The following is a 24,184-nucleotide window of genomic DNA, read 5'->3' as shown; positions in this document are numbered from 1 at the left end:
CAGGCCCTCCGCCTAGATCAGACCCTGCGCCAGCATGGCGTCCGCCACCTTGACGAAGCCGCCGATGTTCGCGCCCAGCACGTAGTTGCCGGGCTCGCCATACTCTTCCGCGGTGGAGGCGCAGCGGTGGTGGATTCCCACCATGATGTCCGTGAGGCGCTCTTCCGTGTGCTCGAAGGACCAGGAGTCGCGGCTCGCGTTCTGCTGCATCTCCAGCGCCGAAGTTGCTACGCCGCCTGCATTGGCGGCCTTTCCCGGCCCGAAAAGCACACCCGCTTCCTGGAACACTGCCACAGCGGCCCGGGTGGAAGGCATGTTGGCGCCTTCACCGACGGCGAGCAGGCCGTTCCGGACCAGCCGGGCGGCAGCATCGCCGTCGAGCTCGTTTTGGGTGGCGCACGGCAGCGCGACGGTGGCGTCGACATCCCAGACGGAGCCGGCCTCCACGTAGGAAACGCCGGAGCGGCGCAAAACGTAGTCTTTGAGGCGTCCGCGCTCCACTTCCTTGATCTGGCGGAGAAGGCCGACGTCGATTCCCGCCTCGTCCACGATGTAGCCGGAGGAGTCGGAGCAGGCCACCACCGAGGCACCAAGTGATTGGGCCTTGGCGATGGCGTTGATGGCCACGTTGCCGGAGCCGGAAACCACCACGCGCTGCCCGTCAAAGGACGAGCCGCGGGTCTTGAGCATCTCCTGGGTGAAGATCACCGTGCCGAAGCCGGTGGCCTCGGGCCGCACCAGCGAACCGCCCCAGGACGTTCCCTTGCCGGTCAGGACCCCGGACTCGTAGCGGTTGGTGATGCGCTTGTACTGGCCGAAGAGGTAGCCGATTTCGCGGCCGCCCACTCCGATGTCACCCGCCGGCACGTCGGTGTACTCCCCGATGTGCCGGTAGAGCTCAGTCATGAACGACTGGCAGAACCGCATCACCTCGGCGTCGCTCCGGCCGCGGGGATCGAAGTCGGAGCCGCCCTTGCCGCCGCCGATGGGCATGCCGGTGAGCGCGTTCTTGAAGATCTGCTCGAAGCCGAGGAACTTCACTATGCCGAGATAGACGGACGGGTGGAACCGGAGGCCGCCCTTGTACGGGCCCAGCGCCGAGTTGAACTCCACGCGGAAGCCGCGGTTGATCTGCACGCGGCCCTGGTCATCGGTCCACGGCACCCGGAAGATGATCTGCCGTTCCGGCTCGCAGAGACGCTCCAGGATGGCGGCCTCAAGGAACTCGGGGTGCCGGTCGTGGACGGGGCCAAGGCTTTCGAAGACCTCCCCCACGGCCTGATGGAACTCGGACTCGCCGGGATTCCGCGCCAGGACGGTATCCCTGATGGCCTCCAGCCGTGCATCCATGAATCTTTCCTTACTTCGACGGCCGGCGGCCTGGGAGTACATCGCCGGCCGCCCTACAGTTGAGCTTTCAACCTAACCGATTCGGCCCGCGAGCCGTTAAGCGGCCGGGCTAAACATGCTTTATTATCCGTATTATGACAGTAAGATTTCGTATTACGGAAATACGGGCAATGCAGTATGCGATGAAGGCTGATTGATGCCGTACCTTTGCCTCCTCCTCTCGGGTGCCGCACTGCTGATCAACGGCCTGGCAACGCTGGGCGCGCTCCCCCGCCGCGATGCAGCCGTATTTAGCCTGGTGATCGGCGGCCTGCAGCTGCTGTTGGGCGTCACGTACTTGGCCGTCGCGCATCCGGCCCTCACGCATCCGGGCAGCACAGGCCCGGATGCCCTCGCCGGGCATTTACAGCCGACGCTGCTTACGGCGTCGGGCATGTTCCTGTTCGGCCTGACCTACGCCTACGTCGGCCTGGATTTCCTGCTGGGGCTCGGATCCAGGGGCCTTGGCTGGTTCAGCGGAATGGTGGGCGGGTGCGGGCTCCTGCTCGCTGCGGCCTGGTTCAGCAGCGACCCGCTGCTGGCAGTGCTGTGGCTCTGCTGGTCCTACCTGTGGACGCTCTTTTTCTTCTCTATGGCGCTGGGTCGCAGCCGGCTGTCGCCGCTGATCGGCTGGTCGCTGGTCCTGGCCAGCCAGGCCACAGCAACAGTGCCGGCCCTGCTCGGCATGACAGGGCAATGGCCCGGCGACACCGCAACGGTGGGCGGGGCTGCTGCGTGCATCGCCCTGCTTCTGCTGCTGGCCGCCGGCCTTGCCAGGCGTGACGGCCGGCGGGCCGGCCGGCGGGACCGCCAACCCGCCGTCGTCGTCCCCAACGGGCCGTTGGAGACGACGACGGGCAGTTAGCCGCCGCCGGCGGCAGCCTCAGGAGGCGGGCAGGAGCTCGGTCCGCCCCCGCTTTTCCACTCCGGTTTCCGCCAGCACTCCGGCCACGAAGATCACGGGGACGGCAACCAGCAGTGCCGTGGCCGTTTCGCCGCTTCCGCCGATCAGGGACGTGAAGTTGCTGACCACCAGATACAGGACCCATGCCAGGAGCAGCGAGGCAACGGCCGGCGCGATCAGGGTCTGCCAGAGCTGGCCAGTCACGCGTTCGCGGCGGAAAAATGCGACGACGGCCAGGGAGCAGAGCATGTAGAGCACCAGCAGTGCCGCAACAGCAAGCCCGCTGAACCACGAGAAGAGCGTCAGCACGGGATCCATGCCCAGCACCGCGAACGGAGCCACGAGCAGCACGGCCACCGTCGTCTGGACCCAGGCTGCCGAGGCCGGCGCGCCGTGGGTGTTGGTCCGGGCGAGGACAGCGGGCAGCGAACCCCGCAGGGCAAGCGAGTGCAGGTAGCGGTTGATGCCGTTGTGGAAGGCGATGATGCCTGCCAGGAGCGACGTCACCAGAAGGACGCCCGCAGTGACGCCGGCCCAGGGGCCGAACAGCTCAACCAGGGGCCCGATCACGAAGGAGGTCGCATCTCCGGACTCCAGGGCAGCGCCGGCAGCGTCGATGACGTGCGAGGGGCCGTAGAAGCTCACCAGCATCCAGGTAATGAAGGCGAAGAACAGGGCGATGATCCCGACCGACAGGTACGTTGCCCGCGCCACTGTCCGGTGCGGGTCCTTGGCCTCACCCGAGTAGATGGCCGTTGACTCGAAGCCGAACATGGAGGCCACAGCGAACATGATCGCAACGCCGGGAGCTCCGCTGGCGATTGCCTCCGGGGAAAAGGACGCAGCCATGTTGAGCCCTTCCGGGCCGCCGCCCTTGAACAGAACGGTGAAGCCGAACAGCAGCAGAATCGCCACTTCCAGGCCCACCAGGAAAGCCAGGACGCGGGCGCCCAGCTCGATGTTCATCGAGCCCAGCACCTGCACGCCTGCCATGGTGGCGACGGCGAGGAGCCACCAGGGAACGGTCACGCCGGCCGAAGCCAGCAGCCCGGAAAAAGCCGCACCGTAGAGTCCGTACATGGCGGCCTGCACAGTGCTGTAGGCCAGCAGTGCCAGCCAGGCCGCGCCTGCACCGGTCTTCCTGCCGAACGCGGCGGTGATATAGGCATAGAAAGCACCGTTCGCCTGCACCTTCCGACTCATGGCCACGAACCCGACGGCGAAGATGACAATGACGATGCCCACGATCAGGTAAGCGCCCGGTGCCCCGGCACCATTGCCGAGGGCAGCCGCCAGCGGGGCTGCGCCGACGATGCCGGTCAGCGGGGCCTGGGCTGAAAGAACGAAAAAGAGAATGCCCAGAACGCCGATGCTGCCCGCGCGAAGTGCGGTGGACTGCTCCTTGCGCGGGCTTGCTTCTGCGGTCCGGGATTCGGAATTTGAAATACTCATTGGATCCTTCTTAACGGTCATGAGCGTTGGGGAGGGGTGCCGGCAAAGGCCTCGCACCGCGGATTCCAGCTTGGCAGTCCCCGGCCGCCGGGGCTTGTCTGGCAGCGATCAGTTGTTGTGCCTGAGCGCACATGCATGGCCGGAAGGGAAAAAGGAAACTGCCGGGAGGCGTTCGCGCCCCCCGGCAGTTTTCACTTTTCAGCTGTGACGGCTCAGGCGTGGTTGCCGACCAGTCCCTGGCGGGCCGGCAGGAACTGTGCGAAGAAGGCGCCCAGTTCCGCCGTCGCCGTCAGCGGCAGGACATTCGCCACGTACTGGTCCGGCCTGACCACCACCACAACGCCGCCGCGGTCCAGGCCGCGCAGGTCGAAGATGTCGGCCTTCGGGTCCGCGCCGTAGACCTTCTCAAGGTTGGTGAGCCTGAACGGCCCCACCTCCGGCTTGAACACGGCCGGGACGGCGTTGATGTCGATGCCCCGGTGGTCCTGCTGGTAGACGACCTTCACATCGAACCAGGCATCGGCGTCGGCGCCCTCCGGCGTCGCCGCGAGCGGGGACTCCGGCGAGCTCTCCAGCCAGTGCGCGAAGTCGGTGGTGGGCGACGGGGTGCCGGCTTCGGCGGCGTCGGCGAACACGTAGATGCGCCAGCGTCCGTCGGCCTTTGCCTGGTGTCCCAGCTGCAGCGGGTTGGTGTCGCAGACGCGGAGCACGGGCGCGGACTTGAAGCGCTTGCCGACCGGGAAGCCAGTGGCCAGTTCCTGGTGCTTCGCCTCGGCCACGATCATTGACGGCGCGTACTCGGTCATGAAGCCGGCCGGGAATTCGGCGGTGCGCACGTAGAAGTCCTCCAGCTCCGAGGGGTCGCTGAACTCCTCGGGCTTTTTGGCCATGAGGGTTGACCATTCCTTGTCGAAATCGATCAGGTCCTTCGCAACGACCTGGCGCTCGGCCGAGTACGTGGCCAGCAGCGACTCCGGGCTGCGGCCCTCGAGCACGTGTCCGAGCTTCCAGCCGATGTTGAAGCCGTCCTGCATGGACACGTTCATGCCCTGGCCGGCCTTGGCGCTGTGCGTGTGGCAGGCGTCGCCGGTGATGAAGACGCGCGGCGTGCGGCTGTTCCGCTCTTCGGGCAGGACGTCGTCGAACCTGTCGGTGAGGCGGTGGCCCACCTCGTACACGCTGTGCCAGGCAACGTTGCGGACGTCCAGGGTGTACGGCTGCAGGATCTGGTTCGCGTGGGCGATGATCTGCTCGATCGTGGTCTTGCGGATGGCACCGTTGTCGTCCTCCGGCACGACGCCGAGGTCGACGTACATGCGGAACAGGTGCCCGCCCTCGCGCGGGATCAGCAGGATGCTGCCGCCGTCGTGGGACTGGATGGCGCACTTGGTGCGGATGTCCGGGAAGTCCGTGGCGGCGAGGACATCCATGACGCCCCAGGCGTGGTTGGCCTGGTCACCGGCGAGCGTGCAGCCGATGGATTCCCGGACCTTGCTGCGGGCACCGTCAGCGCCGACCACGTACTTGGCCCGCACGACCCGCTCCTGGCCCGCCAGTTCGCCGGCGGTGCGGACCAGGGTGACGGTGACCGGGTACTCACCCGCGTCCGCCACCTCGAGGCTGCGGAACTCGTAGCCGTAGTCGGGGGTCATCCGCGTCGGCGAATAGGCCATGACCCGGGCGAAGTAGTCCAGCACACGGGCCTGGTTGACGATGAGGTGCGGGAATTCGCTGATGCCCATCTCGTCGTCGACCGCGCGGGCTGCACGGTAGATGTGCTTCGGGTTCTCCGGATTCGGCTTCCAGAACGCCATCTCGGTGATCCGGTAGGCCTCCGCGATGATCTCCTCGGCAAAGCCGAAGGCCTGGAAGGTCTCGACACTGCGGGCCTGGATGCCGTCGGCCTGACCGATCGCGAGGCGGCCGGGGCGGCGCTCCACGATGCGCGTGGTGATGTTCGCGAACTGGGACAGCTGGGCGGCGGCGAGCATGCCGGCGGGGCCGGAACCCACGATCAGCACGTCGACCTCGTCGGGGAGCTCTTCGGGGCGGTTGATGCCGACGCCGGCGGCCGGCTGAATGCGCGGGTCACCGGAAACGTAACCGTGGTGGTGGAACTGCACGGGTTTTCCTCACTTCACTGTGTGGGGGGCTTGCGCCAAAAGTCTGTGTTCTATATCGGAACAAGTGATTCGATATTCGAAACCGTGGTCTATGGTTCAGTACTGTACGTCACATCCGACCGGACCCACAAGAAGCTCTTTCTTTCCCCAACCCAGGGGTTGACGAAGCCTCCGAAGCGGTCCAGTATGTTTCGTATACGATTTCGTACCTGATGAGGAGAACGCTTTGGAGCAGGTCAACGGTGACACCCTGGCAGCGGCACGCAAGGTGATCGCAGTGCACATCAACTACCCCAGTCGCGCAGCCCAGCGCGGCCGGACGCCGGTGCAGCCCTCCTACTTCCTGAAGCCGTCGTCCTCGCTGTCCCTAAGCGGCACCGCCGTCGAACGCCCGGCCGGCTGCGAACTCCTCGGCTACGAGGGCGAGATCGCGCTCATCATCGGCAAGGCCGCCCGCCGCGTCGGGATCGAGGACGCGTGGAGCCACGTCGCCGCGGTCACGGCCAGCAACGACCTCGGCGTGTACGACCTCCGCTACGCGGACAAGGGCTCCAACCTCCGGTCCAAGGGCGGTGACGGCTTCACCCCGGTGGGCCCGGCACTGCTTCCGGCAGACGCCGTCGACCCCGCCAAACTCCGGATCCGCACCTGGCACAACGGCGAACTGGTCCAGGACGACACCACTGAAGACCTGCTCTTCCCGTTCGCCCGGCTCGTGGCGGACCTCTCCCAGCTGCTCACCCTTGAAGAGGGGGACATCATCCTCACCGGCACCCCCGCCGGCGCCTCGGTCGCCGTGCCCGGTGACGTGCTGGAGGTGGAGGTCAGCACGGCTGACGGCGGCCTCACCACCGGGCGGCTGGTCACCACTGTTGAGGAAGGTACGACGGCGTTCGCTGACTTTGGTGCCCAGCCCAAGGCCGATGACCTGCAGCGGGAAGAGGCGTATGGTTCGCGGGAGGCCGCCGGCCTTCCTGCCGACGCAAGTGCCGCCGTCGGACCTGCCCTCTCCCCCGAACTGAAGGCGAAGCTCGAATCTGTCTGCACCGCGACCCTGTCATCGCAGCTGCGCAAGCGCGGCCTCAACAACGTCAGCATCGACGGGCTGACCGCCACCCGGCCGGACCGCAAAGTGGTAGGCCTGGCCCGGACCCTGCGCTACGTGCCCAACCGGGAAGACCTCTTCAAGACCCACGGCGGCGGCTTCAACGCCCAAAAACGCGCCATCGACTCCGTCAACGAGGGCGAAGTCCTGGTCATGGAAGCCCGCGGCGAGAAGGGCACCGGAACCATCGGCGACATCCTGGCCCTGCGCGCGCAGGTCCGCGGCGCCGCGGCCATCATCACGGACGGCGGCGTCCGCGACTTCTCGGCCGTGGCCGCCATGGAACTGCCCACCTACTACTCCAACCCGCACCCCGCAGTGCTGGGCCGGCGCCACATCCCGTGGGACACGGACATCACCATCGCCTGCGGCGGCACCACCGTGCAGCCCGGCGACATCATCGTGGCCGACGCGGACGGCATCCTGGTGATCCCCCCGGCCATCGCCGAGGAGGTCGCCGATGACTCGCTCGCCCAGGAACGCGAAGAGGTCTTCATCGCCGAAATGGTGGAACAGGGCCACAGTGTGGACGGCCTGTACCCGCTCAACGCGGAATGGCGTACGAAGTTTGAGGAATGGGAAGCAGGCAAGGCAAATGACTGAGACGGCCACCGCCCCTACAACGGCTGCCGCATCCGGCGTCGGCGCCACGGCCTCCCCCGGCAGCAAGTCCGAGCAGGCCTACCAGGCCATCAAGGCACGGATCGTCGAGGGCACCTACACTCCCGGCTACCGGCTGGTCCTGGCCGCCATCGCCAAGGACCTCGGCTTTAGCGTGGTCCCGGTCCGCGAAGCGATCCGCCGGCTCGAGGCCGAGGGCCTGGTGAAGTTCGAACGCAACGTCGGCGCCACCGTCTCCGGCATCGACCCCACCGAATACCTCTACACAATGCAGACCCTCAGCATCGTGGAAGGTGCAGCAACCGCGCTGTCCGCCCCCTTGATCGGTGCGGCGGACATCGCCCGGGCCCGCGCCGTGAACGAGGACATGCGCGAATGCCTCCAGCACTTCGACCCCGTCCGGTTCACCCAGCTCAACCAGGACTTCCACAGCGTCCTGTTCGAACACTGCCCCAACCCGCACATCCTGGACCTCGTCCACCGCGGCTGGAACCGGCTCGCATCCCTGCGGTCCTCGACCTTCCGCTTCGTGCCAGGCCGCGCCAAGGAATCCGTGGAGGAACACGAGGCGCTCCTGCAGCTCATCGAAAACAACGCCGACGCCGACACCATCGAAAAAGCGGCACGGCTCCACCGCAGCGCCACCCTCGACGCCTACCTCTCCCAAACCAAGCACTAGTTAGGACTTCAACGATGACGACTCCTGTAGAAACAGCAGCCAAGCATTACGTTCCCGAGAACCTCCCCACCCACATCCAGCACTACATCAACGGCCAGTTCGTCGATTCCGTCGGCGGGAAGACCTTCGACGTTCTGGACCCGGTATCCAACCAGAACTACGCGACCGCGGCGGCCGGCCAGAAGGAGGACATCGACCTCGCCGTCGCCGCCGCCCGTGAAGCATTCGTCAGCGGCCCGTGGCCGAAGATGAAGCCCCGCGAGCGTGCCCGCGTCCTGAACCGGATCGCCGACGCCGTCGAGGCCCAGGAATCCCGCCTCGCCGAACTCGAAACCTTCGACACCGGCCTGCCGATCACCCAGGCCAAGGGCCAGGCGCTGCGCGCGGCGGAGAACTTCCGCTTCTTCGCGGACCTGATCGTGGCCCAGTTCGACGACGCCATGAAGGTCCCCGGCTCGCAGATCAACTACGTGAACCGCAAGCCGATCGGCGTCGCCGGCCTCATCACCCCGTGGAACACCCCGTTCATGCTCGAGTCCTGGAAGCTCGCCCCGGCCCTGGCCACCGGCAACACCGTGGTCCTCAAGCCCGCCGAATTCACCCCGCTGTCCGCCTCGCTCTGGGCCACCATCTTCAAGGAAGCCGGCCTGCCGGACGGCGTCTTCAACCTGGTCAACGGACTCGGCGAGGAAGCCGGCGACGCCCTGGTCAAGCACCCGGACGTCCCGCTGATCTCCTTCACCGGCGAGACCACCACCGGCCAGACGATCTTCCGCAACGCCGCCGCCAACCTCAAGGGCCTCTCCATGGAGCTCGGCGGCAAGTCCCCCTGCGTCGTCTTCGCCGACGCCGACCTGGACGCCGCGATCGACTCCGCCCTGTTCGGCGTCTTCTCCCTCAACGGCGAGCGCTGCACCGCCGGCTCCCGCATCCTCGTCGAACGCGCCATCTACGACGAGTTCTGCGAAAAGTACGCCGCCCGCGCCAGGAACATCGTCGTCGGGGACCCGCACGATCCCAAGACCCAGGTGGGTGCCCTGGTCCACCCGGAGCACTTCGAGAAGGTGGCCTCCTACGTGGAGATCGGCAAGTCCGAAGGCCGGCTGCTCGCCGGCGGCGGACGGCCGGAAGGCCTCCCGGAAGGCAACTACATTGCACCCACCGTGTTCGCCGACGTCGCTCCCGACGCCCGGATCTTCCAGGAGGAGATCTTTGGTCCCGTCGTCGCCATCACGCCTTTTGAGAACGACGACGAGGCGCTGGCTCTGGCGAACAACACCAAGTACGGCCTGGCGGCCTACATCTGGACCCAGAACCTTACCCGGGCCCACAACTTCTCGCAGAACGTCGAGGCCGGCATGGTGTGGCTGAACAGCCACAACGTCCGCGACCTGCGCACCCCGTTCGGCGGCGTCAAGGCCTCCGGCCTGGGCCACGAGGGCGGCTACCGCTCCATCGATTTCTACACCGACCAGCAGGCAGTCCACATCACGCTCGGCGCTGTCCACACACCAAAATTCGGCGCCTAAGCCATCCCAACCCAACTAGCTCGCATTTGTTGTCGTTTTGACGCTCCAAAACGACATCTACTGCTAGTCAGTTGGGTATCACCCCCTTTCAAAGAAGAGAGAACATCATGACCAACTTCGTTCCCACCCCCACCGTCCCGGCACCGGATATCGTCCGCTGCGCCTACATGGAGATCGTGGTCACGGACCTCGCCAAGTCGCGCGAGTTCTACGTGGACGTCCTCGGCCTGCACGTCACCGAAGAGGACGGGAACACCATCTACCTGCGCTCCCTGGAGGAGTTCATCCACCACAACCTGGTGCTCCGCCAGGGACCCGTCGCCGCAGTTGCCGCCTTCGCCTACCGGGTGAAGTCCCCCGCCGAGGTGGACGCCGCCGAGGCCTACTACAAGGAACTGGGCTGCCGCACCGAACGCCGCAAGGAAGGCTTCACCAAGGGCATCGGCGACTCCGTCCGCGTCGAGGACCCGCTGGGCTTCCCCTACGAGTTCTTCTACGAAACCGAGCACGTCGAGCGCCTCACCCAGCGCTACGACCTCTACTCCGCCGGTGAACTGGTCCGCCTGGACCACTTCAACCAGGTCACCCCGGACGTCCCCCGCGGCCGCAAGTACCTCGAGGACCTCGGCTTCCGCGTCTCCGAGGACATCAAGGACTCCGACGGCGTCACCTACGCCGCCTGGATGCACCGCAAGCAGACCGTCCACGACACCGCCCTCACCGGCGGCAACGGACCCCGCATGCACCACGTCGCCTTCGCCACCCACGAGAAGCACAACATCATCCAGATCTGCGACAAGATGGGCGCCCTGCGCATCAGCGACCGGATCGAACGCGGCCCCGGCCGGCACGGCGTCTCCAACGCCTTCTACCTCTACATCCTGGACCCAGACGGCCACCGCATCGAGATCTACACCCAGGACTACTACACCGGCGACCCGGACAACCCCACCATCACCTGGGACGTCCACGACAACCAGCGCCGCGACTGGTGGGGCAACCCGGTCGTCCCGTCCTGGTACACCGAGGCATCCCTGGTCCTGGACCTGGACGGCAACCCGCAGCCTGTGGTTGTCCGTGAGGAGAAGTCCGAGATGGCTGTGACCGTGGGCGCCGACGGCTTCTCCTACACGCGTAAGCCTGAGGACGCGGCAGCAGGCAAGGACGCAGTGGGCTTCAAGCTCGGAGCCCAGGTCTAGGCCATGCTGGACGCGAAGACGATCGAAGCCATCGCCGACGAACTGCTGGAGGCCAACCGGACCCGCACCCCGGTCCCCCGGCTGACTGCCCGCTACCCGGATATGACGGTGGAGGACTCCTACGCCGTGCAGAGGCTGTGGCGGCAGCGGAACGAGGAGGCCGGCCGGACCCTGGTGGGGCGCAAGATCGGCCTCACGTCCAAGGCCATGCAGGATGCCACCGGCATCACCGAACCGGACTACGGTGCCATCTTCGATGACATGGTCCTCGAAACCGGCTGCTCGGTGCAGTGGGACCGATATACGCATCCTAGGGTGGAGGTGGAGCTCGCCTTTGTGCTGAAGGACGGGCTCAAGGGCCCGGGCTGCACCATCTTCGACGTCCTCAACGCCACCGACTACGTGGTTCCGGCCCTCGAAATCCTCGATTCGAGGATCCAGATGGAGGGCCGGACCATCGTGGACACCATCTCCGACAACGCTGCCATGGGCGCCATGGTGGTCGGCGGCCGCCCGGTAAAGCCCGACGCCGTCGACCTCCGCTGGGTCTCGGCCATCCTCTACAAGAACCAGACCGTGGAGGAAACCGGCGTCGCCGCCGGCGTGCTGGACCACCCGGCCAACGGCGTGCACTGGCTGGCCAACAAGATCGCCGCGCACGGGGACAGCATGAAGGCCGGCGACATCATCCTCGCCGGGTCCTTCACCCGCCCGCTGTGGGTCTACAAGGGCGACACCGTCCACGCCGACTATGGACCCCTGGGGAGCGTCACATGCCGCTTCGAGTAGAAGACACGTTCCGGTCCGCCCTCGCAGGGCAAAAGCAAAAGGGTCAAGCAGGCCGGCCGCTGGCCGGCATGTGGGTCTGCTCCGGCAGCCCCCTGATCGCCGAACTCTGCGCCGGATCCGGCCTGGACTGGCTCCTGGTCGACGCCGAGCACAGCCCCAACGGGCTCGAATCCATCCTCGCCCAACTCCAGGCCATCCACGGCTACCCCGTCCACACCCTGGTGCGGCCGCCCGTGAACGACACCGTCCTGATCAAGCAGTACCTGGACCTTGGCGTGCAGAACCTGCTCATCCCCATGGTCAACTCGGTCGCCGAGGCGGAAGCAGCGGTGGCGGCCACCCGCTACCCGCCGCAGGGTGTCCGCGGGGTCGGCTCGGCGCTGGCCCGGGCTGCCCGCTGGAACCGGGTCCCGGACTACCTCGCCCGGGCCTCTGAGACTGTCGGCGTCACCGTCCAGATCGAATCGACGGCCGCAGTGGAAGCGGTGGAGGACATTCTGAAGGTCGACGGCGTCGACGCCATCTTCATCGGCCCCTCCGACCTCGCCGCCTCCATGGGGCTGCTGGGACAGCAGGAACACCCCGAGGTGCGCGCCGCCGTCGAACACTGCCTCGCCGCCGCCAAAGCCGCAGGCAAACCGGCCGGCGTGAACGCCTTCGCCCCGGCCACCGCCCGCGCCTACCTCGACGCCGGCGCTTCCTTCATCCTGGTCGGCGCCGACGTCGCCCTCCTCGCCCGCGGCTCCGAGGCACTCGCCGCCGAATTCGTCCGGCCATCCGACGGCGGAACCCCCGCCAGCTACTGACTCTTCCCTTCGTAAGGACTCCCCCATGACAGTTACTTCTGCGCTGCCCCCTGCCATCTCACCGGAGCGGGAGGCCGCGCTGCTCGCCTCCGTGCCGACCGGCCTGCTCATCAACGGCCAGTGGCGGGACGCGTCCGACGGCGGCACGTTCGACGTGCACGACCCCGCCACCGGGGAGGTACTCGCCACCTTGGCGTCAGCCACCAGCGACGACGCGATCGCCGCATTGGACGCGGCGGACGCCGCCCAGGCATCCTGGGCCCGCACCGCACCCAGGGTGCGGGCCGAGATCCTGCGCCGCGCGTTCGACCTGGTCACCGAACGCGCCGAGGGCTTCGCACTGCTGATGACGCTGGAGATGGGCAAACCTTTGGCTGAGGCCCGCGGCGAAGTGACGTACGGGGCCGAGTTCCTGCGCTGGTTCTCCGAGGAAACCGTCCGCGACTACGGCCGCTACCTCACCACCCCCGAGGGCAAAAACAAGATCCTCGTCCAGCACAAACCCGTCGGCCCGTGCCTGCTCATCACCCCCTGGAACTTCCCGCTCGCGATGGCCACCCGCAAGGTCGCCCCGGCCGTCGCCGCCGGCTGCACCATGGTCCTCAAGCCCGCCAAACTCACCCCCTTGACGGCCCAGTACTTCGCCCAGACCATGCTCGACGCCGGCCTCCCCGCCGGCGTCCTCAACGTCGTCCCCTCCTCCTCCGCGTCCGGGATCTCCGGCCCGCTGCTCGCCGACCCGCGCCTGCGGAAGGTGTCCTTCACCGGCTCCACCCCGGTCGGCAAGCGCCTCATGGCCGACGCCGCCCAAAATGTCCTGCGCACCTCCATGGAACTGGGCGGCAACGCACCCTTCATCGTGTTTGATGACGCCGACCTCGACAAGGCCGTCGAAGGCGCCATGGCCGCCAAAATGCGGAACATGGGCGAAGCCTGCACCGCCGCCAACCGCTTCCTCGTCCACGAAACCGTCGCCACCGAATTCACCCGCAAGTTCGCCGCCGCCATGGGCGCCCTGAACACCGGCCGCGGCACCGAACCCGCCACCCAGGTCGGTCCGCTGATCGACGCCGGCGCCCGGGACGATGTCCACGCTTTGGTGAGTGCCGCCGTCGACGCCGGAGCAGTGGCCGTCACCGGCGGCGCACCCGTGGACGGGCCAGGCTACTTCTACCAGCCCACCGTCCTCGGGAACGTCCCCAATGACGCGGCAATCCTGGGCCAGGAGATCTTCGGCCCCGTCGCCCCCGTCACCACCTTCAAAACCGAAGAGGACGCCATCCGCCTGGCCAACGCCTCCGAGTACGGCCTCGCCTCCTACCTCTACAGCCGCGACTTCAACCGGCTCCTGCGCGTCGCCGAACAAATCGAATTCGGCATGGTCGGCTTCAACGCCGGCGTCATCTCCAACGCCGCAGCACCCTTCGGCGGCGTCAAACAGTCCGGACTCGGCCGCGAAGGCGGCACCGAAGGCATCGCCGAATACACCACCACCCAATACATCGGCATCGCCGACCCCTACGCCAACTGACACAGCGACGTGTCCACCCGTCCCCACAGCAAGGAAAAACATTGACTACTGTCCAGCAGGGGCAGCGCAGCCCGGCAACGGACCGCCGCGTAGCGTTCGCCACCATCATCGGGACCACCATCGAGTGGTACGACTTCTTCATCTACGCCAACGCCGCGGGCCTGGTTTTCGCGACACTGTTCTTCGAGCCCGCCGGCGACAACATCGGCATCCTGATTTCCTTCGCCTCGGTGGGACTCAGCTTCCTGTTCCGCCCGCTGGGCGCCTTCCTGGCCGGACACTTCGGGGACCGGCTGGGCCGCCGCGCCATGCTCGTCATCACGCTGATCATGATGGGGGCGGCAACCACCCTCATCGGCGTGCTGCCGACCTTCGAGACGGCGGGTGTTGTGGCGCCCATCCTGCTGCTGCTCCTGCGCATCCTGCAGGGCATTTCGGCAGGCGGCGAATGGGGCGGTGCTGTCCTGATGGCGGTGGAACATGCGCCGCGCGGGAAGCGGGGCCTGTTCGGCGCTTTCCCCCAACTCGGCGTTCCCCTGGGCATGCTGCTGGCCGCCGGCGTCCTGGCCCTCATGTCCGGCGTGGTCTCCCCCGGCGCAGCCTTCGTGGAGTGGGGCTGGCGAATTCCGTTCCTGCTCAGCTTCGTCCTGATTGTGGTCGGTTTCATGGTCCGCCGCAGCGTGGAGGAAAGCCCGGTTTTCGAGGAGATCGCACAAAAGAAGCAGCAGACCCGCGTCCCGATTGTCGAACTGTTCAGGAAGCACTGGCTGCTGGTCATCATCGCGGCCCTGGTTTTCGCCGGCAACAATGCCGCGGGCTACATGACCACCGGCGGCTACATCCTCAGCTACGCCGCCAACCCTGCCGGCCTGGCCATGGACCGCACTGAAGTGCTCCTGGCAGTCACCGCCTCCGCTGCCCTGTGGTTCGTCTTCACACTGATCTCCGGCTACCTGGCAGACAGCATTGGCCGCAAGAAGACCTACCTCTTCGGCTACGGCTGCCTCATCGTCACCGTGTTCCCGCTGTTCTGGCTGGTGAACACCGGCAACATCTGGGGGCTGTTCCTTGGCCTTGCACTGTTCACGGTCGGGCTCGGCCTTACCTACGGGCCGCAGGCAGCCCTCTACAGTGAACTGTTCCCAGCCTCCATCAGGTTCTCCGGTGTCGCCATCTCCTACGCCCTGGGTGCCATCATCGGCGGCGCCTTCGCTCCGATGATCGCCACCGCACTGGTCCAGGCCACCGGGACAACAGCCTCCGTGTCCCTCTACCTGCTCATCGTGGCGCTGCTTTCCACGGCGGCTGTGCTGGTGATCCGGGAACGCAAGGGCATCGACCTGGGCATCAACAACCAGGCCGAGCAGGAGGCCGGCGCCACCATCTTCGACCGGAACAGAATCCCGGCGACTGAGACAGCCAAGGCCGACGCCAAGGTCTAGCCCTGCATAGTTAGCGCTGGATTGTCAGCACTGCACAGTTCGCCCCGAGTCAAGGGTTCTGCACCCAAAGACAAGCCACGGGCGGCGTGGCCGGACAACACTTGGATATGCCCGCCTCGCCGCCCGGCTGAGCGCACCTTCCTACTCGAAGTGGAGTACCTCTTGGAAACCTACGATGCCCTCCTCGCGTCCGTCGCCGCCGGTCCCGGACAGGAGAGCCGGACCATCTTCGACCCCGCTACCGGCGGCGTGGTCGGCGAGGCACCGGTCCACACCATCGAAGACCTCGAAACCGCGGTAGCGGCAGCGGCCGCCGCCCAGCCCGCCTGGGCGGCACTGGGCCACGACGCCCGGTCCGCCGCGCTGCTCAAGGCAGCCGACGCCGTCGAACGCTCCGCCGAGGAACTCGCCCAGCTCCTCTCCCGCGAGCAGGGCAAACCCCTCAACGGCCCCAACGCCCGCTTCGAAGTCGGCGCCTGCGCCGCCTGGCTCCGCGCCACCGCCGCCACCGATCTCACCCCCGAAGTCGTCGTCGACGACGGCGAAACCTACGCCGAACTCCACTACAAGCCCATCGGCGTCGTCGGCGCGATCGGCCCGTGGAACTGGCCCATGATGATCACCATCTGGCAGATCGCCCCCGCCCTGCGGATGGGCAACACCGCCGTCGTCAAACCCTCCAAAATGACCCCGCTCTCCGTCCTGGCCCTGATCAAGGTCCTCAACGAAGAACTCCCCGACGGCGTCCTGCACGTCATCTCCGGCGACCGCGAAGTCGGCGCCCGCCTCGCCGAACACCCCGCCGTCGGCAAAATCATGTTCACCGGCTCCACCGCCGGCGGCAAAGCGATCATCCGCTCCTCCGCCGATACCGTCAAACGCCTCACCCTGGAACTGGGCGGCAACGACGCCGGCATCGTCCTGCCCGACGCCGACCCCAAGGCCATCGCCTCCGACCTGTTCTGGGGCGCGTTCCTCAACACCGGCCAGACCTGCGCCGCACTGAAACGCCTCTACGTCCACGACACCATCTACGACGCCGTCTGCGAAGAACTCACCCACGTCGCCAAGGCCATGCCCATGGGTGTGGGCCTGGACGAGAACAACGTCCTCGGCCCCCTGCAGAACAAGGCCCAGTACGACATCGTCGCCAACCTCGTCCAAGCCGCCCGCGACTCCGGCGCCCGGATCCTGACCGGCGGCAACCCCGACCCGGGCCAGCCCGGCTACTTCTACCCCACCACCCTCGTGGCCGACATCGACAACACCAACCCGCTCGTCACCGAAGAACAATTCGGCCCCGCCCTGCCCATCATCCGCTACAGCACCATCGACGAAGCGGTGCAGATGGCCAACGCCCTCGACGTCGGACTCGGCGCCTCCGTCTGGTCCCCCAACCTCCCCGCCGCCCGCGAAGTCGCCGCCCGCATCCAGGCCGGCACCGTCTGGATCAACAAACACGGCGCCGTCGACCCCCGCGTCCCCTTCGGCGGAGCCAAACAATCCGGCTACGGCCTCGAATTCGGCGTCGAAGGCCTCAAGCACCTCGGCATCCCCCAGGTCATCAACGGCTGACCCCTTCCCCGGAACAGATTGCCCACCGGTACAGACAGGGGGACGGCCCGCGGCGCGGCGGCTCCGGCAATAGACTGAAGCCATGTCCCAGACCGGAATCGCCGCCAGCAGACGCTTCCTTCGCGGCCGGATCCGGACAGGGATGGTCCGGAGCCGGAATTCACTGGTTCCCGCGATCCAGATGACCTTCGGTGCGGTCGCAGCCTACGCCTTCGCTGAGTACGTCCTGGGGCATACGGGGCCGCTGTTCGCGGCCACGTCCGCCCTGATCGCGCTCGGCTTTTCCCGTGATCTGCGCGTGCGGAGGGTGATGGAGGTGGGGCTGGGCTGCACCATCGGCATTGCCGTGGGTGACCTGCTGCTTCACTGGCTCGGAGCAGGGATCTGGCAGGCCGCCGTCGTGCTTTTGGTCTCCATCCTGCTGGCCCGCTTCCTGGACAGCGGCAACATATTCACCACTCAACTGGCCCTGCAGTCGCTGCTGGTGGTGCTGCTGCCGGCACCCGCCGGCGGGCCGTTCACCCGCAGCATCGACGCCGTGGTGGGCGGCGTGATCGCGTTGCTGGTCACCATCGTGGCGCCCAAGGATCCCCGGCGGGAACCGCGCAAGGACGTCCAGAAGCTGCTCCATGAACTGGCGGAGGTGCTGCGGGAATGTTCCGTGGCCCTGGTGGAAAGCGATTCCACCAGGGCGTGGCATGCCCTGGTCCGGGGCCGGAACAGCCAGCCGCTGGTGGATGCGATGCGGCACTCCCTGCGGGCGTCCAGTGAGGTGGCCACGCTGGCGCCCGCTTACCGGCGGCACCGGGACGAGCTGGACCGGATGGAGCAGTCGCTTGAGTTCATTGACCTTGCCCTGCGCAACAGCCGCGTCTTCGCGCGCCGGCTTACGAGTTCCATCAACCACGCCGCACTGTCCGACGAGGCCACCGAGAACATCGCCGACGTCCTGCAGGAAACAGCGGCGGCCGTCGACGAGCTCTCGCTCGGACTCGCCGAAGTCCAGGAGGGCGCGCGCCACGCGCACCTGCGGAGCGCGCGGCAGGACCTGGGCGAGATCGCCGGGCGGCTGCACCCGCGGATGCTTGAGGTGCAGAAACTCGAGGGTGAGACAGTGGTGATGCTGTTCCGGCCGCTCATGGTGGACCTGCTGGAAGCGGCAGGCGTCGAGTCCCGCGAGGCCCGCGACCTCCTCCCGCCGCTGTAGGGCCCACGGCCGTAGGGTTCCCGGGCAGAGCTTGCGAGGTTAGGGTGCGGCCGGGGATGTCACAGCCCCCGGTTAGGGTGGAGCAATGGCTACAAAGACTTCCCGGGTTTCCAAGGCGCCGGGCTATAAATGCGCGGAATGCGGCTGGACCACGGTCAAGTGGGTGGGCCGGTGCGGTGAGTGCCAGGCGTGGGGCACCGTTGAGGAAACCGGCGTCGCGGTGGCCCGTACGACGGCGGCCACTACAGTTCTGGAGCCCGCCCGCCCCATTGCCGACATTGACGCCACGACGGCCGCCTACCTGCCCACCGGCGTGGACGAGCTGGACCGTGTGCTCGGCGGCGGCGTGGTGCCCGGCGCTGTCATCCTGCTCGCGGGCGAGCCCGGCGTGGGCAAGTCCACGCTGCTGCTGGATGTAGCCGCCAAGTTTGCCCGGACCGGGCAGAGCGTCCTGTATGTGACGGGCGAGGAATCGGCGGCCCAGGTGAAGCTCCGGGCCGAACGGATCAGCGCGATCGCCGACACCCTGTACCTGTCCGCCGAAACCGACCTGGGCCAGGCGCTGGGCCAGGTGGAGAAGGTGGAGCCGAAGCTGCTGGTGGTGGACTCCGTCCAGACACTCAGCAGCGCGGATGTGGAAGGCAGTGCCGGGGGTGTCTCCCAGGTGAGGGAGGTGGCTGCCTCGATCATTTCGGCGGCCAAGCGCCGGAACATGACCACGCTGCTGGTGGGGCACGTGACCAAGGACGGTTCCATCGCCGGTCCCCGCCTGCTGGAGCACCTGGTGGACGTCGTGTGCCAGTTCGAGGGCGAGCGCCACTCCCGCCTCCGCCTGCTGCGGGCGGTCAAGAACCGTTACGGGCCCACCGACGACGTGGGCTGCTTCGACCTAACCGAGGACGGCATCATGGGCCTCGCCGATCCGAGCGGGCTGTTCGTCACCCGCACCAAGGAACCCGTGTCCGGCACCTGCATCACGGTCACCATGGAGGGCCGCAGGCCGCTGCTTGCCGAGGTGCAGTCGCTGATGGCCGAGACCCAGAACTCACAGCCGCGCCGGGCTACGAGCGGCCTGGACAGTTCACGGGTGGCCATGCTCCTGGCGGTCCTGCAGCAGCGTGCCGGCTGCCCGCTGCAGAAGGACGATTCCTACGTGGCCACGGTGGGCGGCGTGAAGCTCAGCGAGCCGGCCACCGACCTCGCGGTGGCGCTGGCGGTGGCCTCCGCGAAGCACAAGAAGCCCTTGCCGCAGCGCCTGGTCGCGTTCGGCGAGGTGGGGCTGGCCGGCGAGGTCCGCCCTGTCCCGGGCATCAACCAGCGCATCCATGAGGCGCACCGGCTGGGCTTCACCCACGCCGTGGTTCCTGCCAGCCCCACCGGTCCAGGCCAGGTCCCGGCAGGCTTTTCCGTAAGGGAGGTCGGGCACCTGACCGAGGTCCTGGATCTGCTCAGTCTTAAGGCAGGAGGCTAGCCCTAAACCAGGAACTTAGGCGCGGGTGACCACGAGCGCCGCGCTGTGCCCGCCGAAGCCGAAGGCATTGACGAGTCCCGCCGTCGCAGTGCTCCCGCTGACGGTACCGGTGATGACGTTGAGGTCCACCTCGGGGTCAAGGGCGGCCACGTTGTAGGTGCCCGGCAGGTCACCGGTCCGCAGTGCCTGCAGCGTGGCGATGGCAGCCAGCGCGCCCGCACCGCCGAGCAGGTGGCCGGTGAGGGACTTCGTGGAGGTCACGGGGACCTGGTTTCCGGCAATCTCCTTGATGGCCTGTGCCTCCAGCCGGTCGCCCACGGGCGTGGAGGTGGCGTGCGCGTGCACGAACCCGATGTCCGTCCCGGTGAGGCCGGCGGAGGCGAGCGCCTTCTGCATGACCCGCACCTGCATGTCCGGATCGGCTGCCACGATGTCGTTCGCGTCCGAGGTCACTGCTGATCCGGCAATGCCGCCCAGCACCTCCGCGCCCCGGGCACGTGCGTGCTCCGCGCTCTCCAGCACCACGATCCCGGCGCCTTCGGACAGCACGAACCCGTCGCGGTCCCGGTCGAACGGCCGCGAGGCCTGCCCCGGATCCCCGTTGCGTGTGGAGAGCGCCCTGATCTGGGAGAAACCGCTGATGATGAGGTCGTTGATGCTGGCGTCAACGCCGCCGGCAATGACGACGTCGGCCTCCCCGGACCTGATCATGTCGGCGCCTTGGGCAATTGCTTCGGCCCCGGACGCGCAGGCGCTGACCGGGGTGCGGGCACCGCCCTTGGCGCCGAGGTCGATCGATACCCACGCCGACGGCCCGTTTACCATGAGCCGGGTCAGGGTGTGCGGGGAAACCTTGCGCGGGCCGCCGTTGTCCAGCTCTCTGACCTGTGCGAGCACGGTGTCCATGCCGCCGTAGGCAGATCCGATGACGACGGCCAGCCGCTCCGGGTCGACGCCGGGCTTGCCTGCCTGTTCCCAGGCCTCGCGGGAGGCCACGAGCGCCAGCTGCCCGCAGCGGTCCATCCGCTTCAGCTCGCGGGTGCCCAGGAATGCGCCAAGGCCGGCGGTGACCCGGCCGGCGATGCGCACCGGCAGGGCCTCTGCCCAGCCCTCCTCCAGCGCCGCGATGCCCGACCGCCCGGCCAGCATCGCCTCCCAGGTCTCGGGGACGTTGGCCCCGAGCGGGTTGATGGAACCCATGCCGGTCACGACGACGCTGGCTGGTCCGGTTACAGGTGTTGCTGCAGAAGGCTGGCTTGTGGGCACGGCGATACCTTGCTTCGTTGGGTGGGTGACCGTTGGGGCAGCGGAGCCCCGTGCTGGCATTACTTTGCGGGGTTGTGCGTCCCGATCGGCACCAGCGTGAGGTCCGGATGGTTCTTCTCGATCCGGCGCAGTGCCCAGACGTCGTTGAAAAGGGCCAGGTACTCGCCGTCGGACCGGAGCAGCACCTCTGCGCCCGGCACGTTGGCCAGCGCAGGCATGGCGTCCCCCGTCGAAATCCTGGCCATGGAGTACGGAAGGCGCTCCAGCCGCATCGGCGCGCTGAAGTCGTGGGCCATGCGGTCCTCCACCACTTCGAACTGCATGGGGCCGACGGCGGCAAGCACCGGCGCCTGGTCACCGCGGACGTCGGAGCGCAGCACCTGGATGACGCCCTCGTGCTCGAGCTGCTCGATGCCGCGGCGGAACTGCTTGAAACGGCTGGGGTCCTTGGAACGGGCAACCTGGAAGTGCTCGGGGGCGAACAGCGGAATGGCCGGGAACTCCACGGCCTCCCCGAGGAACAGGCTGTCCCCCACCCGCAGCGACGACGCGTTGACCAGGCCCACGACGTCGCCCGGGTAGGCCTCGTCGATGACCTCTCGTTCACGGCCGAAGACCTGCTGCGCGTACTTCGTGGCGAACGACTTTCCGGTCCGGGTCTGGGTGACCACCATGCCCCGCTCGAACACGCCGGAGCAGACGCGGATGAAGGCGACGTGGTCGCGGTGGGCCTTGTTCATGCCGGCCTGGACCTTGAAGACGAAGCCGGAGAACGGGGACCCGACCGGCCGCGGCGAGCCGTCGATATCCGGCCGGGGCGCGGCCGGCGGGGCGAAGTCCACCAGGGCGTCGAGGAGTTCCTTGACGCCGAAGTTCAGGGCGGCGGAGCTGAAGAGGATCGGTGTGGCCTTGCCCGCATGGAAGCTTTCGACGTCGAAGGCGAGGTTGGATTCGATGACCAGGCCTGCCTCGTCGACGGCGTCAGTCCAGTTGTTGCCCTGGCTTTGCTCGGCTTCTTCCGGGGTGAAGTATTCGGTGATGGCGATGCTGGCGCCCGCGTTGTTCCGCTGGAAGCGCGCGAACCTGTCGTTGCGCAGGTCCCAGACACCGCGGAAGTCGCCGGAGATGCCCACGGCCCAGGTCAGGGGCATGGGCTGCAGGCCGGTGCGCTCCGTGATCTCGTCCATGAGGGCCAGCGCGTCCAGGCCGGGACGGTCCCATTTGTTGATGACGGTGATGATGGGGAGGTTCCGCTGCTTGCAGACCTCGAACAGCTTCATGGTCTGTGTTTCCAGGCCCTTGGCCGCATCCACGAGCATCACGGCACAGTCGACGGCGGCGAGCACCCGGTAGGTGTCCTCGGAGAAGTCCGCGTGACCGGGGGTATCCAGCAGGTTGATCACGGTGTCCCGGTAGGAGAACTGCAGGGCCGCCGAGCTGATGGAAATGCCGCGGTCCTTCTCCATCTGCATCCAGTCCGAGACCGTCTCCTTGCGGTTGGCCTTGCCGCTGGACGCACCCGCCGTGCCAATCACCTTGGCGTGTAGGGCCAGGGCCTCGGTGAGCGTGGACTTGCCGGCGTCCGGGTGGGAGATGACGGCGAACGTCCGGCGGCGGGAGGCCTGCTTGTGGATCTCGTGCACCCGGGAGGGGCTCTGCACTTCTTGGGACACGGGGCTACTTTCGCTGCGATCCGCGGGGGATCCGGTTGGGGAATGTGGCGGCGGAACCTGCCAGCCAAGGCTTCAAGTTTATCGCAGGGGCGGAAACCGCACCGAAAGGCGGGCCAAAAGTGCGCCCCAGCCAGCCGCCGTCGGACGCACTCCCGGTGCCCGTTCCGCAAGCCCCTGACGGGGCACTTTAAGGCTTGCCCGTGCGGATGCTGGGGTAATCTACCTCTAGGATGGTGCATGCGGGAGACCGAGTACTTTTGATCCTGCCGGCGAACTGTTGAAAACCGGCAAACCTGCAGGCCCCGCCTGCACCTTTGAAGGGAATATCTATGGCTCGCAGCCCTGAAGAATCGCTCAAGGCGACTTTGGGGAGGGTGGCCCCGGGGACCGCGTTGCGGGACGGCCTGGAACGCATTCTCCGCGGACGCACCGGCGCGCTGATCGTGCTCGGCTCGGACCGGACCATCGACTCGATCTGTTCGGGCGGCTTCGACATCGGCATCGACTTCTCACCGACCCGGCTCCGCGAACTGGCCAAGATGGACGGTGCCATCATCTGCGACAAGGATGCCGGCAACATCCTCCGGGCGGCCGTGCAGCTCGTGCCGGATCCCAGCATCGAAACCCAGGAATCGGGCACCCGGCACCGGACCGCCGAGCGCGTCGCCATCCAGACCGGCGTACCGGTGATCTCGGTGAGCCAGTCCATGCAGATCATCGCCCTGTACGTCAACGGGCTGCGGCACGTGCTCGAGGGCTCCGAAAAGGTCCTGGCCCGCGCCAACCAGGCCCTGGCCACGCTGGAGCGCTACCGTTCCCGGCTGGACCAGGTGACCAGTTCGCTCTCCGCCCTGGAGATCGAGGCCATGGTGACGGTCCGCGACGTGGCGGTGACCCTGCAGCGCCAGGAGATGGTGCGCCGGATCTCCGAGGAGATCTCGCAGTACGTGCTGGAGCTGGGCGAGGACGGCAGGCTCCTGTCCCTCCAGCTCGATGAGCTCACCGTGGGACGCGGCCCGGGCAGCGACATCATCATCCGCGACTACGCAGGGCCGAAGGCATCCCCGGAGGACATCGACGGCGCCGTGAGCGCACTCCTGAACCTCGGCCCCACCGAGCTTATCGACCTCAGCAAGATCGCCGGGATCATCGGGTTTGCCGGCGGCGTCGAAACCCTCGACGCCGTGGTCCAGCCGCGCGGCTACCGCCTGCTCTCCGGGCTTAAGGCCGTGCCTAAAGCGGTTGCGGACAGGCTGGTGGACCACTTCGGCGGCCTGCAGCACCTCATGGCGGCAACGATTGACGACCTGATGACCGTGGACGGCATCGGTGACCAGCGCGCCCGCACTGTCCGCGAGGGCCTCAGCCGGATGGCCGAAGCCAGCCTGCTGGACCGGTTCCTCTAGATTCCCGTCGACTGCTC

Annotated in this window: 18 protein-coding genes; 13 read left to right on the top strand and 5 right to left on the bottom strand. The window is 67.3% G+C overall.

What is annotated here, in order from left to right; all coding sequences use genetic code 11:
• Positions 1-12: 12 nt before the first annotated feature.
• Positions 13-1,350 (bottom strand): NADP-specific glutamate dehydrogenase, encoded by a 1,338-nt coding sequence (gene gdhA, locus ACFTR6_RS09390; RefSeq protein ID WP_377957702.1) that lies wholly within the window; start codon positions 1,348-1,350, stop codon positions 13-15.
• Positions 1,351-1,546: 196 nt separating this feature from the next.
• On the opposite strand from gdhA, the gene ACFTR6_RS09385 reads away from it, so the two are divergent.
• Positions 1,547-2,254, top strand: coding sequence for an AmiS/UreI family transporter (locus ACFTR6_RS09385; protein WP_377957701.1), 708 nt, complete (start codon positions 1,547-1,549; stop codon positions 2,252-2,254).
• Between the two features lie 18 nt (positions 2,255-2,272).
• On the opposite strand, the gene ACFTR6_RS09380 is transcribed toward ACFTR6_RS09385, so the two are convergent.
• Both ACFTR6_RS09380 and ACFTR6_RS09375 read right to left on the bottom strand, forming a co-directional pair.
• A complete protein-coding gene (locus tag ACFTR6_RS09380; protein WP_377957700.1) occupies positions 2,273-3,745 on the bottom strand; it encodes an APC family permease in 1,473 nt (490 codons plus the stop codon).
• A 212-nt stretch (positions 3,746-3,957) separates the two neighbouring features.
• Positions 3,958-5,868: an FAD-binding monooxygenase gene (locus ACFTR6_RS09375; protein ID WP_377957699.1), complete on the bottom strand. Its 1,911-nt coding sequence runs from the start codon at positions 5,866-5,868 to the stop codon at positions 3,958-3,960.
• Positions 5,869-6,094: 226 nt separating this feature from the next.
• Here ACFTR6_RS09375 and ACFTR6_RS09370 point away from each other — a divergent pair, with 226 nt between their 5' ends.
• The 11 genes from ACFTR6_RS09370 (at position 6,095) to radA (ending at position 19,822) form a co-directional block, all read left to right on the top strand.
• Positions 6,095-7,576, top strand: a complete 1,482-nt coding sequence (locus ACFTR6_RS09370; RefSeq protein WP_377957698.1) for a fumarylacetoacetate hydrolase family protein — start codon at positions 6,095-6,097, stop codon at positions 7,574-7,576.
• Positions 7,569-8,273, top strand: coding sequence for a GntR family transcriptional regulator (locus ACFTR6_RS09365; protein ID WP_087873360.1), 705 nt, complete (start codon positions 7,569-7,571; stop codon positions 8,271-8,273). Before ACFTR6_RS09370 ends, ACFTR6_RS09365 begins: the two co-directional genes overlap by 8 nt.
• 14 nt (positions 8,274-8,287) lie before the next feature.
• Positions 8,288-9,802 carry a 5-carboxymethyl-2-hydroxymuconate semialdehyde dehydrogenase gene (gene hpaE, locus ACFTR6_RS09360; RefSeq protein WP_377957697.1) on the top strand — a complete coding sequence of 505 codons (1,515 nt, stop codon included), beginning with the start codon at positions 8,288-8,290 and terminating at the stop codon, positions 9,800-9,802.
• 107 nt (positions 9,803-9,909) lie between these two features.
• Positions 9,910-11,001 carry a 3,4-dihydroxyphenylacetate 2,3-dioxygenase gene (gene hpaD, locus ACFTR6_RS09355; RefSeq protein ID WP_377957696.1) on the top strand — a complete coding sequence of 364 codons (1,092 nt, stop codon included), beginning with the start codon at positions 9,910-9,912 and terminating at the stop codon, positions 10,999-11,001.
• A gap of 3 nt (positions 11,002-11,004) precedes the next feature.
• A complete protein-coding gene (hpaH, locus tag ACFTR6_RS09350) occupies positions 11,005-11,790 on the top strand; it encodes a 2-oxo-hept-4-ene-1,7-dioate hydratase (RefSeq protein ID WP_076799153.1) in 786 nt (261 codons plus the stop codon).
• Positions 11,775-12,596: an HpcH/HpaI aldolase/citrate lyase family protein gene (locus ACFTR6_RS09345; protein ID WP_377957695.1), complete on the top strand. Its 822-nt coding sequence runs from the start codon at positions 11,775-11,777 to the stop codon at positions 12,594-12,596. The genes hpaH and ACFTR6_RS09345 overlap by 16 nt, the downstream gene beginning before the upstream one ends.
• 25 nt (positions 12,597-12,621) lie before the next feature.
• Positions 12,622-14,127 carry an NAD-dependent succinate-semialdehyde dehydrogenase gene (locus tag ACFTR6_RS09340; RefSeq protein ID WP_377957694.1) on the top strand — a complete coding sequence of 502 codons (1,506 nt, stop codon included), beginning with the start codon at positions 12,622-12,624 and terminating at the stop codon, positions 14,125-14,127.
• Between the two features lie 41 nt (positions 14,128-14,168).
• Entirely contained in the window at positions 14,169-15,569 is a 1,401-nt protein-coding gene (locus tag ACFTR6_RS09335) for an MFS transporter (protein ID WP_377957693.1), read from the top strand.
• 162 nt (positions 15,570-15,731) lie between these two features.
• Positions 15,732-17,144 carry an aldehyde dehydrogenase family protein gene (locus tag ACFTR6_RS09330; protein WP_377957692.1) on the top strand — a complete coding sequence of 471 codons (1,413 nt, stop codon included), beginning with the start codon at positions 15,732-15,734 and terminating at the stop codon, positions 17,142-17,144.
• Between the two features lie 82 nt (positions 17,145-17,226).
• The gene (locus ACFTR6_RS09325) at positions 17,227-18,351 is read left to right on the top strand and encodes an aromatic acid exporter family protein (protein ID WP_377957691.1); all 1,125 of its coding nucleotides are present in this window, start codon (positions 17,227-17,229) and stop codon (positions 18,349-18,351) included.
• Between the two features lie 85 nt (positions 18,352-18,436).
• The gene (radA, locus tag ACFTR6_RS09320; RefSeq protein ID WP_076799159.1) at positions 18,437-19,822 is read left to right on the top strand and encodes a DNA repair protein RadA; all 1,386 of its coding nucleotides are present in this window, start codon (positions 18,437-18,439) and stop codon (positions 19,820-19,822) included.
• Positions 19,823-19,837: 15 nt separating this feature from the next.
• On the opposite strand, the gene ACFTR6_RS09315 is transcribed toward radA, so the two are convergent.
• Together ACFTR6_RS09315 and ACFTR6_RS09310 are read right to left on the bottom strand one after the other, a co-directional pair.
• A complete protein-coding gene (locus tag ACFTR6_RS09315; protein WP_377957690.1) occupies positions 19,838-21,088 on the bottom strand; it encodes a beta-ketoacyl-[acyl-carrier-protein] synthase family protein in 1,251 nt (416 codons plus the stop codon).
• 59 nt (positions 21,089-21,147) lie between these two features.
• On the bottom strand, positions 21,148-22,761 hold the full coding sequence (locus ACFTR6_RS09310; RefSeq protein WP_377957689.1) for a peptide chain release factor 3: 1,614 nt from the start codon (positions 22,759-22,761) through the stop codon (positions 21,148-21,150).
• Between the two features lie 329 nt (positions 22,762-23,090).
• On the opposite strand from ACFTR6_RS09310, the gene disA reads away from it, so the two are divergent.
• The gene (gene disA / locus ACFTR6_RS09305; RefSeq protein ID WP_076799162.1) at positions 23,091-24,167 is read left to right on the top strand and encodes a DNA integrity scanning diadenylate cyclase DisA; all 1,077 of its coding nucleotides are present in this window, start codon (positions 23,091-23,093) and stop codon (positions 24,165-24,167) included.
• Positions 24,168-24,184 lie beyond the last annotated feature (17 nt).

Source organism: Arthrobacter sp. NPDC057009 (genome assembly GCF_042673905.1).
Taxonomy (GTDB): Bacteria; Actinomycetota; Actinomycetes; order Actinomycetales; family Micrococcaceae; genus Arthrobacter.
This window is presented reverse-complemented; position numbering and strand designations above follow the sequence as displayed.

Bases quoted from the DNA above. Each gene is read 5' to 3' on its own strand.
- gdhA (WP_377957702.1), bottom strand. From the start codon at position 1,350: ATGGATGCACGGCTGGAGGCCATCAGGGATACCGTCCTGGCGCGGAAT.
- ACFTR6_RS09385 (WP_377957701.1), top strand. From the start codon at position 1,547: ATGCCGTACCTTTGCCTCCTCCTCTCGGGTGCCGCACTGCTGATCAAC.
- ACFTR6_RS09380 (WP_377957700.1), bottom strand. From the start codon at position 3,745: ATGAGTATTTCAAATTCCGAATCCCGGACCGCAGAAGCAAGCCCGCGC.
- ACFTR6_RS09365 (WP_087873360.1), top strand. From the start codon at position 7,569: ATGACTGAGACGGCCACCGCCCCTACAACGGCTGCCGCATCCGGCGTC.
- hpaE (WP_377957697.1), top strand. From the start codon at position 8,288: ATGACGACTCCTGTAGAAACAGCAGCCAAGCATTACGTTCCCGAGAAC.
- hpaD (WP_377957696.1), top strand. From the start codon at position 9,910: ATGACCAACTTCGTTCCCACCCCCACCGTCCCGGCACCGGATATCGTC.
- hpaH (WP_076799153.1), top strand. From the start codon at position 11,005: ATGCTGGACGCGAAGACGATCGAAGCCATCGCCGACGAACTGCTGGAG.
- ACFTR6_RS09345 (WP_377957695.1), top strand. From the start codon at position 11,775: ATGCCGCTTCGAGTAGAAGACACGTTCCGGTCCGCCCTCGCAGGGCAA.
- ACFTR6_RS09340 (WP_377957694.1), top strand. From the start codon at position 12,622: ATGACAGTTACTTCTGCGCTGCCCCCTGCCATCTCACCGGAGCGGGAG.
- ACFTR6_RS09325 (WP_377957691.1), top strand. From the start codon at position 17,227: ATGTCCCAGACCGGAATCGCCGCCAGCAGACGCTTCCTTCGCGGCCGG.
- radA (WP_076799159.1), top strand. From the start codon at position 18,437: ATGGCTACAAAGACTTCCCGGGTTTCCAAGGCGCCGGGCTATAAATGC.
- disA (WP_076799162.1), top strand. From the start codon at position 23,091: ATGGCTCGCAGCCCTGAAGAATCGCTCAAGGCGACTTTGGGGAGGGTG.